Here is an 11,637-nt window from a genome sequence, read left to right on the forward strand (position 1 = left end):
GTTTTGATTCACTACAGGTGCTTCGGATGTGCGGCGTGTCGAAGCAAATCACTGAATACAAAGGCAAAATGAGGGGGCCACTCGATGGCAAATGCGGACGCGTATCGCGCGCCGACGGGGAAGAATTATGCCGGAAGCAAGGTTGGGGCAAAGCCGCGCAACAAGCTTTCCGGACACATAAGACTTCTTGCTGACCCTGCTTACGGAAAGCTGCTTGCAGCTGAGCCGTATCTGCGCCGTGCCATCCCGCCACTCATTATTGTTTTCCTGCTCGTCCTTGCTGTCGTCCGTTCGATGTCGCTTCTTGCCTGGCGCGACGATACCGAACGTACTGCACGCGCCACGCTTGCAATTGCTGCCAGCCATGTGGCCAGCGTCATCGATAACCGCATGAACAAGGGCGAGACTCTTGGTGCTGGAGATTTGCAGAACATACTGAGCGAAATGCGCTCGAACGATCTGATCCCGGATGGAATGTGGTTTGCCATAGCAACCCCTGAAGCCAATATTGTTGCTGCCTCCGATGGTATGGATCATTGGCGCAACAGGAACCTCGAAGCCTTTATTACAGAGGGTCAGCCACTGTTTCTTTTTGGAGCAAGAGCGGGTGCAATGCCGGTGAAGGTAGAGGGTACGCCAGCTTTTGCCGCCTTTTCCCGCTCTGAAAACAATGCCTATTCCGTTCTGGTTGCGCATTCAGTGGAAGCGATTTTCGCTGACTGGCGTAGCACCGTTTCAATGAATGTCACGATGTTCGCAGGCACTGCAACGATCATGCTGATCGTACTCTACGCATATTTCAGCCAGTCAGCCCGGGCGCAGGATGCGGATGCGCTCTACCAGCATACGCAGGCACGGGTGGATACGGCACTGGCCCGCGGACGCTGCGGCCTGTGGGATTGGGACATGGCACGTGGCCGTGTCTACTGGTCACGCTCGATGTATGAGATGCTGGGTTACGAGGCCTATGACTCCATCCTGTCACTCGGTGATATTTCAGCAATCATCCATCCCGATGATGACAAGCTTTATGCCGTTGCCGCGCAGGTAGCCGCCAGCGAAGTTACCCAGATGGACCGGGTGTTCCGCATGCGTCACGCGGAAGGTCACTGGGTCTGGATGCGTGTTCGCGCTCAGGTCGCCGACACTGACAATCTGGGCGACTTGCATCTGGTTGGTGTGGCTGTAGATGTCAGCGAGCAGCATAGGTTCGCACAGGCAACTGCACAGGCAGACCAGCGTATCCGCGAAGCCATCGAAAGCATTTCGGAAACCTTCGTCCTTTGGGATGCGGAAAACCGTCTTGTCATGTCCAATGGCAAGTTCAATGAATATTCCGGCCTTGCCAATGAATGCTTGCTGCCCGGGATTGGCCGCGATGAGTTGGAGCCACGCATTCGTGCCTTCGCTTCTGAAAAGCGCATGGCCAACGAACATGGCCGTAATGGAGCTTTGACCTTTGAACGGCAACTTGCTGACGGCCGCTGGCTACAGGTCAATGAGCGGCGCACGCAGGATGGTGGGCTGGTTTCCGTCGGCACAGATATCACGCAGTTGAAAGTGCATGAGGAACGGCTGATCGATAGCGAGCGCCGCCTGATGGCAACAATTCATGACCTCAGCCTTGCGCGCAAATCGGAAGTTGAACGCACGCTGGAATTGACCGAGCTGAACAGTAAATACGCAGTGGAAAAGGAACGCGCCGAGGCTGCCAACCGGGCGAAATCCGAATTCCTCGCCAATATGTCTCACGAGCTGCGCACCCCGCTTAATGCCATCATCGGCTTCTCAGAGATCATGCACACGGGAACATTCGGCGCGTTGGGTTCGGACCGTTATGTTGAATATGTTCAGGATATTCACACCAGTGGCAATTATCTCTTGAACGTGATCAATGACATCCTCGATATGTCTAAGATCGAAGCTGGTCATTTCACACTGGACCGCGAAGAAATTGACCTGTGCCCGCTTATCCGCGAGACAGTGCGTGTTGTATCCCTGCAAGCGCAGGCAAAAGAGGTGAAAGTAGATACGCGCATCGACGAGTGTGTCACACTCGACGCAGATCGCCGCGCCATCAAGCAAATATTGATCAACCTGCTTTCTAATGCCGTCAAATTCACCAGCACAGGCGGGCGCATCTCCGTACGTGCTCGCAAGGTCTCAGGCGCATTGGTGCTGACCATCGAGGATACCGGCTGCGGCATTCCCAAATCTGCGCTGAAGAAAATTGGCCAGCCGTTCGAGCAGGTCGAAAACCAATTCACCAAATCCCATGCCGGTTCCGGCCTTGGTCTCGCGATCTCGCGCTCGCTGACACAATTGCATGGTGGCGCCCTCAAAATCCGCTCGCAGGAAGGTATCGGAACGATTGTCTCGGTCCGCATTCCAACGCGGTTGGCTGAAGCTGCTTAGATCAACTAGACTTCGGCTGTTTCCGTGCATCTTTCAAAATCGCATCGAAGATTTTTCGCACTGATTTGGCACTGTCCTTCAACTGACTTTCAAGCCGCTGTAAATCCGGAAGATCGCATGACCGGCAAAGCTGCTCCACAAGCCCGGGCGGAAAATCCTCACGCTTCGCAGCTCCATTGAGACACAGGCGGATAAGCTGAGTTACTACCGTATAGAGATTGGCTGCATCGACCAGCGTGTCTATGGTTGCCGGATCGACCAAATCCGGGTTGAGCTTGCCAAGCACCTCTGCCGTCGACTGCGCGATAACGGACCCTTCGACATTGCCGGTCAACACTGCAAATTGCGCAACGAACTCAAGATCGATAATGCCACCTGGCACAAGCTTCAAATCCCACTCGTCGCGCGGCGGTTTTTCTTCCTCGATCATGGCGCGCATCTCGGCAACGTCCTTGGCAATTTTCGATGTATCGCGTTGCAGCGCCAATATTTCAGTAACATCCTTTTCAATCTCGGCAAAGAATGCGGTATCGCCCGCGACAGGGCGGGCGCGGCTGAGTGCCATATGCTCCCAAGTCCATGCCTCCGTACGCTGATACTTGCGAAAAGAGTCGATATGAGTGGCGACCGGACCCTTATTGCCGGAGGGGCGCAGGCGAAAATCAACCTCGTAAAGCACACCCTCGGCGGTCGGTGCAGACAGTGCCGCGATCAGCCGCTGCGTCAGGCGCATATAATATTGTGAAGGGGCGAGTGGTTTTGCGCCGTCGGATTCTTCAGCAGTTTCGTCATGGTCGTACAAGAGAATCAGATCGATATCCGAACCTGCCGTCAATTCACGGCTGCCGAGCTTGCCCATGCCGAGTATAGCGATATGCCCACCACTAATCTTGCCATGTTTGCTGTCAAACTCGTCGATGACCGCGTGGAGCGCGCTATCTATGACAAGATCAGCCAGATCAGAAAATGCCTTGCCTGCCCGAGCGCCGTCAATTGCGCCGGTCAGCAGCCTTATGCCGATGAGAAAACGATGTTCGGCGGCGAAAATGCGCAGGCGGTCCAAGACATCTTCATAGACCTTCGACGGTCCGAGAAAGCTTGTGAGACGCTCAGCCAGATAGGCGTGTGTAGGCACGTCGGCAAAAATTGCGGGGTCGAGCATGCCATCGAAAATGTGCGGCTTGCGGGTGATAATATCAGCAAGTCGTGGCGCTGCCCCCATGATCAGCACGAGCAGATCAAGCAGGCGCGGATTGGACTGTAGCAAACTGAACAGCTGGATACCGGCCGGAAGCCCCTTTATCATCTCGTCAAAGCGCATGAGGGCTTCATCCGCGCGGCTGGTCGCGCCAAATGCTTTCAGCAGCACAGGCGTCAGCTCGGTCAGCCTTTCTCGCGATTCAGCCGACTGCGTAGCGCGGTACCGCCCAAAATGCCATGTGCGGATAACCCGGCAAATATCGCTTGGCCGCTCAAAACCGAACTTTGCCAAGGTTTCCAAAGTATCGGGGTCATCGACATCGCCAGTAAAAACCAGATTGCCCGCCTCTCCCGCCAAATCCTGCGCCTGCTCGAACAGTGCCGCGTAATGGGTCTCGACGGTCTTCAAGGCTTGTCGGAAGTCTTCCGTGAAGGTGTCCGTATCGTGATAACCCATGAGACAAGCAACGCGGCGGAAGTTTTCGTCATCTTCCGGCAATATGTGGGTCTGCTCATCGGCAATCATCTGAATGCGATGCTCGACATCCCGCAGGAAACCATATTTCTGCGCAAGTGTGTCGCGCGCTTCGGCGCTGATCCAGCCCAGCCCCTGCAACGCGCCAAGCATGGCAACAGTGCTGGACCCGCGAAGCTGCGGAAACCGTCCCCCGGCAATCAATTGCTGGGTCTGCACGAAAAACTCGATCTCACGTATACCGCCTCGGCCAAGCTTTACATTGTGACCGCGCACGGCGACTTCACCATGGCCTTTATGGGCGTGGATCTGGCGCTTGATGGAATGCACATCGGCGATAGCGGCATAGTCGAGATATTTGCGCCAGACATAGGGCGCCAGCTCCGCCAGCACCTGTTTGCCCGCCTGTATATCCCCCGCCACTGGCCGCGCCTTTATCATGGCAGCGCGTTCCCAGTTTTGCCCCCGCCCTTCATAGTAATTGAGGGCAGCACCCACAGGGATGGCAAGCGGCGTCGATCCGGGATCAGGACGAAGCCGCAAATCGGTGCGGAATACATAGCCGTCAGCGGTGCGGTCTTGAAGAATGCGTACCAGACGGCGCGTCAGGCGCGAAAAGGTTTCAACGCATTCATAAGGGTCGGTAATTGCCGGGCTCTGCTCGTCGATAAAAACGATCAGATCAATATCCGAGGAATAGTTCAGCTCAAACGCGCCGAACTTGCCCATGGCCAGAATGATCCATCCGCAATCCTTGTCCGGATTTTCAGGATCGGGCAGCTTCAATTTCCCGGCATTGTGGGCATCGCGCAAAAGGAAGCGTACAGCCGCTTCGACACAGGCTTGCGCAAGTTTAGAGAGGTAAAGAGTTGTATCGCTGCTGGAGAAATGGCCGGAAAGATCACCAAGAGCAATCAACAGATGCCCTTCAAGTTTCTTTTGGCGTAACGCCGTCATGATCGATGTCTCAGTGACGCTTTCGGCCTGCGTGACATCTGCAATTTCCTGCAGCAATTCCTGAAGGCGGGAGTCCAGCGACCTGTTGAACAAAGGTTCGATCAATACAGGGCGGCGCAAGAGGACATTTCGCAGATAAGGCGAAAGGTCGAGAACCGCCGAAATAAAAGCTGCGGCAGGCTTTTCATCCTTCAGGGCAGTACCAACAGGGCACTCCTGCTCTGTGGCTTTATCCAAAAGCTCTTGTAGAAATACCGCTGCCTGCTTCTTGTCGAGTGGTGTCAGGTTGCGCAGTTTCAGATCAAAGAACGGCTGCCCGCCAGTGCTCGATTCTTTTGAAGTCATGCATTGTCCCCTCCCGCCGGAAACGCCAGCACTGCACGCAGCCCTGGCGCATTGTCATGCAGTTCCAGAGCTCCACCGTGCAATTTCATGACAGCCTTTGCAAGGCTTAGACCGAGGCCAGACCCGGGTTGCGAACGGCTTTCCTCCAGCCGCACAAACCTCTCCGTAGCGCGGTCCACCTGATCGGCAGGAATGCCAGGTCCATTGTCGCTCACGATGATTTCTATACGGCGATCATGCTTTTCCACCGAAAGCTTAACCTCCACCGGTGCATCGCCCGCAGCATATTTTATGGCATTATCGACGAGATTGGAGATGGTTTGACCTACAAGTTCGCGATTGGCTTTGACCGGAGTTGAATCCATCTGGCCGAGCGACAATGTGACCCCCGCATCCTCCGCCGATGGCTCGTATAGTTCGAAAACATCTTCGGCGATTACAGAAAGGGGCAAAAGCTCCATAGTCTCGCTGGAATAACCGGATTCAAGGCGCGATATCATCAGGATGGCATTGAATGTGCGTATGAGAACATCGGAATCGCCGATCATATCCTCAATAGCGGCCCGGTAGGCCTTGGTAGTCTTGGCATTTGATAGTGCGGACTCGGCGCGGTTACGCATGCGTGTCAGCGGCGTCTTCAGGTCGTGAGCAATATTGTCGGATACATGCCGAACGCCTTCGTTCAATTCCTGTATCCGCGCCAGCATGCCATTGAGATTTTCCGATAGTCGGTCAAATTCATCACCGGAACCATTGACGGGCAATCGCCCCGCCAGATCGCCGCCCATGATGCGCTGCGAGGCCACTGAAACTTCGTCAATCCGATGCAGCGCCCGGCGGCCAACAAAAAACCAGATAAGACAGGCACCGATACCCATTGTTCCAAGAGCCGCCAGAAGCGCACGCCTTACCACAAGACGGACCTGTTCCGGCTCACCCAGATCACGCCCCACCATGACGCGCATGCCATTTGGCAATACAATGACGCGGGCTATGGCCGTGTGCGTCTGCGGATCAGTACCCTCCGTATAACGCTCATAACTTATAGGCCGCGATATCCAGCCATTGGTCTGCAACACGCCGACTTCAATGCTCTGGACGTTGCCGGCAACGATACGCCCGGCTGGGTCTGCAACCAGATAGAGAAAAGCGCCCGGCTGCCTGCCGCGCCGATCGATTGACCGTACAAGACCGGCAATTCCGCCCCGTTGATAGGCACGGCCAATCCCCTCGACTTCTTCATTGATTGCTGTTTCGGTCTGGCTGGTCAGCAGCCTGACTGATGAACTGGTCATATAGAACACCAGTCCGATTGCGCAGATTGTGAAAAGCAACAAGTACAGAGCCGACAGCCGCACCGCCGTCATTTTCAGCAAAGAGCGAAAACGGCTCATCCATTGGTTCCGGCGCTGATCTCGGCTGGATTAGCCTTCAGCATATATCCGGCACCGCGCACTGTGTGCAGCAGAGGCGTATCAAAACCTTTTTCGATCTTGCCGCGCAGCCGGGAAACATGGACATCAATCACATTTGTCTGGGGATCGAAATGGTAATCCCAAACATGCTCTAGCAGCATTGTGCGCGTAACGACCTGACCGGCATTGCGCATCAAATATTCCAGCAGGCGGAATTCGCGTGGCTGCAAAATGATTGTTTGACCCGCCCGCTTTGCCGTATGCGAAAGCCGGTCAAGTTCAAGATCACCGACACGATAGACAGTCTCGGCCTCTTTGGGGCTTGAGCGCCGCTGCAGGACTTCAATACGCGCAAGCAATTCCGAGAATGCATAGGGTTTGGTGAGATAATCGTCTCCCCCCGCCCGCAGACCAGTAACCCTGTCATCAACCTGTCCCAGCGCAGAAAGGATCAAAGCCGGCGTGTCATTGCCTTGGGCGCGCAGTGCAGCGACAACCGAAAGGCCATCGCGGCGGGGCAACATGCGATCAACCACAAGAGCATCGTATGAGCCCTGCTCGGCCAGCGCATAACCCGTCTCGCCATCACCGGCAATATCTGCCGAGTGGCCAGCTTCGGTGAAAGCCTTTTCCAGGTAGCGGGCCGCTTCACGATCATCTTCAATGACAAGTATTTTCATGATCTTACTCTAATCAGATAAAGTCAGTGAAACCAGAAAGAAAAACGGGCAACAGATCGAAGGAACCTGTTGCCCTGTGCATTGGCGCTTAGCGGGTGGGGATGCAGCGCCGCTGCATTTCTCGGTTCTGCTGTTAGCCCTGATTGATTGGCAGGGCTACAAAACGCGACTGGTCTTTTGTCTGAACCTGCAAAAGCACAGCCTTGCGACCGGTCTTGGTCGCATCTGCAATTGCAGCATCTATATCGCCGCCGCTTTTGACCGGCTGATTATTGACCGAGACAATGATGTCGCCCGTGCTGATACCCTTGTCTGCGGCATCGCCCTGACGATCAACGTCCGTCACAACAACACCTTCACCATCGTCGGCAGGCATCACAGTCAGACCGTAATCGTCTAGCGCGGATGATTTTTGCTCATCATTTTGCTGCGGTGTCGCAGATGCGAGTTTCTCGTCGCCGGGCATTTCCTTGATCGCAACCTTGATCGCCTTGGCTTCACCCTTGTGCCAAACCGTCAGTTCAACATCCTTGCCGGGGACAATTGCTGCAATCTTCTTTGCAAGATCGCGGGGATCACTAACCTTGTCACCATTGACAGCTGTAATCACGTCACCGGCAACAATACCGGCTTTTGCGGCAGGCCCATTGGACTGAGGATCAGCAACAAGCGCACCTTTTTCTTCCGCGAGGCCAAGAGATTCGGCAATTTCCTTGCTTACCGGTTGAATTTGCACACCAATCCAGCCACGGGAAACAGTGCCATTCTTGATCAGCTGATCAACGACCTGTTTTGCGGTTTGTGCAGGAATGGCAAAGGCGATACCCACGCTACCACCGGATGGTGAGAAAATAGCTGTATTGATACCGACGACTTCACCATTGAGATTGAAGGCAGGGCCACCGGAATTACCTTTGTTGACCGCCGCATCAATCTGCAGGAAATCATCATAAGGTCCGGCACCGATATCGCGGCCACGAGCCGAGACAATACCTGCCGTTACCGTGCCACCGAGACCAAAGGGATTACCGACTGCAACAACCCATTCACCAACGCGAACCTTGTTGTCATCGCCGAAATTGACATAGGTGAACTTGCGCTTGTCATCGACTTTCAGAACGGCCAGATCTGTCCGCTTATCCTTGCCGATAAGTTTTGCATCAAGCTCTGTGCCGTCATCGAGGACAACCGTGTAGGCGGAGCCGTCTTCAACGACGTGATTATTTGTGACGAGATAGCCATCTTCAGAAATGAAGAAACCGGAACCCTGTGCGGTCGGTCGGATACGCTCCGGGCGATTCTGGTCGCGTGGAGATTTACGTGGCTCCATACCACGACGTCCCGGCTGGTCCTGACCGCCACCGAAATCGTAGAAGAAGCGCTTCAAAGGATGATCATCGGGCAATTGATCCATGCCCGGGAAACCATCATTGCTGCTCACATTTTCCTTCACGGCGCTTTTCACGCGAACGCTGACAACTGCGGGGCTGACCTTTTCAACGACGTCAGCGAAACCCGGCTGCTGGGCGGTTTCGACGCGAACAGCTTCCGCCTGCGCCGGTGCAATTGCGCTAAGCGGACCCGTTGCCAAAAAGCCGCCGACCAGTGCTGACGACAGGAGGGCGGCGGCAATGCCCTTACGGTAACGGGAAGATTTCAGATTATTCGACATTTGGATGTGCTCCTTGGGCAATGCGATCGGCTGATGATCGTTTGTACCATCAGTGATACACATAGGAAGATTACCCCGCCATTTCCGCATCATGACAAATTTGTAAGGTTTGGCGCGCTGGGTAATTGAACAGCTTACTTGATGGCAGCGACAGCCGTCGCCAGCCCTTGCAGGGGAGCGTTGAAAACCAGAGAGCCGGAAGAGCTGATTTCGTAGGATATTTGAGCAATGGCCGCTTTGGCTATTTGCTCTCTGATAACCGGACCGACAGGCAATATTGCCACGCAAACGGCCGCATCACAGCCATTTGTTTCAACAATTACCGGTTCTTTCCGCCCGCTGAAACGAAGTGCTATGGGTTTCTTGTCACCCAGTTCCGGGCGTGTCCGCAAAATCATCAATGGCTTGCCGTCTTCAGTGGCTGCCAAAGACCAACTGAACGCAAACTGTCCCGCCTGATCGAGAATTGTTTGCGTTACATTACAGATTTTTTTCTTTGCCTTGAGATTTTCGTCGCACCGCAGTTCCCAGTTCTCGAAAGGTTGAACGGTGCGGCGATAAGAACCGAGTTCAGCGCCTTGGGGAATCACTACTTCGGATGGCTTGATCGAATAGTCTGAAACAGGAAGCTCCTGTCCGGCAGCGGGTAAAGCGCCGGACAGGATGATGCAAACGAGGTACCCGATAAACTGCCTTGTTTGCAATTTCATGTTGTATCCGATTAATTCAGAGTGAAGCTGATACCAGCCGATACACCAAACTCACCACCACTGGTCGCACCTGTCAAATTGGTGCGGATTTTACCGCTTTCGCTGGTATAGCCCGCACCGAATGCCATGGCACCCTGGTCACGCCAGACGGCGCCACCCATGGCCACACTGACCTTACCCGGTGTGTTATCGAAGCGCAGGGATGATGCAGCCAAACCGACAGCTGCCGCCTGATGTGCTTCCTTGCGTACCGACTTGATGTCAGAGCTTAGCTGGTCGAAGCCTTTTTCCAAAGCGCCAGTTCTTGTTTCCAGAGCGCCGGTTCTGCCATCTATACCATTGACTGTTTCAGACAAGTTGCCAACTTTAGTAAGAGCGGTATCAGTATATTCATACGACTTGGTTAGCGTGGTTGTCGCTACTTCATCGGTATAAGTCTTCGACTTTGTTAGAGTGGTTGTCGCTGCTTTATCAGTGTAAGTATTCGCTTCTACAGTGGCCTTCTTCACCTGAGCCACGTTTGCAGCATCAGTATCGTCTTTGCCTTCGGCTACATTCTTGATGAGAACCGGAGCATTCAGATCACCGCCCTGCAGTGTGAGCTGGTTAGTCTTCTTGCCATCAGGCGTTGTGTCATAAGCCACAGCCTTGTTTTCCAGATTACCAAGCTTGCTGTCGAGTGAGTCTACGTGATTAACTACGGTGTCCAACATATCGTCATTTTCGGCTGCGAGTTTTGCTTCCGCCTCCAGCTGCTTTTTCAGATCACCAACTGTCTGATCCACGCCCTGGAAGCGCGTGTTGAATGCTTCGTCATTCTTGTTCAACTCAGCAATCTTACCGCCTTGATCGGCAATGTCCTTCGTGGCCGTAGCAAGGATCCCGTCCTGCTTCAAAACAGTGCCTTCAGTTGTTGTCAGCCTGTCGCCTTGACCCTTGACTACCGCATCCACAGCATTCAGCCCATCGACGATTGTGCTTGGCTGGGTAACCGGCCTGCCGTTGGCATCATTGCCAAGACTTGTAAGCTTCAAGCTTGGCATAGTTACCTTGCCATCCTTGTCAGCAGTTGCACCACCGCCAAGCACACCGGCAACTGACTTGCCGACCGTTTCCGAAGCCTCCGCAATCCTGCCAGCAACTGTCTCGTGAGCACCTATGCCTTCAAGCTGTTCGGCGGAAGCATCTGCTGTAATCTGTGCATTATCAGCAGCAAGCTGTGCATTATCGGCTTTCTCTTCGACCGCATCAAGCTGGCTCTTGTTGACCGCATCATTCGGCTCAACACCATCAGCAACACCGGTCAGCGTACGATCTGCATCAATCATGACCGTATTGCCATTGGCATCTTTCACCGGATCGTCATTGTCATCAAGCTCAGGGGTCTTACCGCCGATGTTGACGGTATTGGCAGTGGAATCACCACCAATCTTGATCTCGTCACCTGCCGGATCGTTCTGCACCAGTCCGGTCTTGCCGGCGTTCAATGACTGCTTGAGATCATCTAATTGACCCACAGTGGCCGCATCACTGACATCAACACCATTCTCGACGTTGATAATCCGGTTCTTGGTGCCATTGTGATTGGCATTATAAGCAGTTCCGTCATGCAGAAGGGCATTTTTCTCCAATGCACCGATCTTGTCGCCCTGTGTTTTCAGTGCGCCTTCAGCCGTAGTCAAACGACCGCCTTGATCCTTGACCGATGTTTCAAGCTCGCCGATCTGCTTGCCTTGTGTGGTAAGCGCATCACCCTGTGTTTTCAGCG

Annotated in this window: 7 protein-coding genes; 1 reads left to right on the forward strand and 6 read right to left on the reverse strand. The window is 54.1% G+C overall.

Annotation, left to right across the window (positions count from 1 at the left end; genetic code table 11):
- The first annotated feature begins 84 nt into the window (after window positions 1-84).
- Window positions 85-2,415 (forward strand): ATP-binding protein, encoded by a 2,331-nt coding sequence (locus tag PMI41_RS22685; RefSeq protein ID WP_008128792.1) that lies wholly within the window; start codon window positions 85-87, stop codon window positions 2,413-2,415.
- A gap of 1 nt (window position 2,416) precedes the next feature.
- Here PMI41_RS22685 and PMI41_RS22690 read toward each other — a convergent pair whose 3' ends face one another.
- From PMI41_RS22690 to PMI41_RS25595, 6 genes are all read right to left on the reverse strand, one after another.
- A complete protein-coding gene (locus PMI41_RS22690) occupies window positions 2,417-5,392 on the reverse strand; it encodes a bifunctional [glutamine synthetase] adenylyltransferase/[glutamine synthetase]-adenylyl-L-tyrosine phosphorylase (protein WP_008128793.1) in 2,976 nt (991 codons plus the stop codon).
- Window positions 5,389-6,786, reverse strand: coding sequence for a HAMP domain-containing sensor histidine kinase (locus tag PMI41_RS22695; RefSeq protein ID WP_008128795.1), 1,398 nt, complete (start codon window positions 6,784-6,786; stop codon window positions 5,389-5,391). Before PMI41_RS22695 ends, PMI41_RS22690 begins: the two co-directional genes overlap by 4 nt.
- Window positions 6,783-7,487 (reverse strand): response regulator transcription factor, encoded by a 705-nt coding sequence (locus tag PMI41_RS22700; RefSeq protein WP_008128797.1) that lies wholly within the window; start codon window positions 7,485-7,487, stop codon window positions 6,783-6,785. Before PMI41_RS22700 ends, PMI41_RS22695 begins: the two co-directional genes overlap by 4 nt.
- A gap of 133 nt (window positions 7,488-7,620) precedes the next feature.
- Window positions 7,621-9,159: a Do family serine endopeptidase gene (locus tag PMI41_RS22705; protein WP_008128799.1), complete on the reverse strand. Its 1,539-nt coding sequence runs from the start codon at window positions 9,157-9,159 to the stop codon at window positions 7,621-7,623.
- Window positions 9,160-9,293: 134 nt separating this feature from the next.
- Complete coding sequence (locus PMI41_RS22710; RefSeq protein ID WP_008128801.1) at window positions 9,294-9,869, reverse strand: invasion associated locus B family protein; 576 nt, start codon at window positions 9,867-9,869, stop codon at window positions 9,294-9,296.
- Window positions 9,870-9,880: 11 nt separating this feature from the next.
- Window positions 9,881-11,637: YadA-like family protein (locus PMI41_RS25595; protein WP_193372110.1), on the reverse strand; the 1,757-nt coding region annotated here is incomplete at its 5' end.

Origin of the sequence: Phyllobacterium sp. YR531, assembly GCF_000282595.1 — a bacterium.
Classification (GTDB): Bacteria; Pseudomonadota; Alphaproteobacteria; order Rhizobiales; family Rhizobiaceae; genus Phyllobacterium.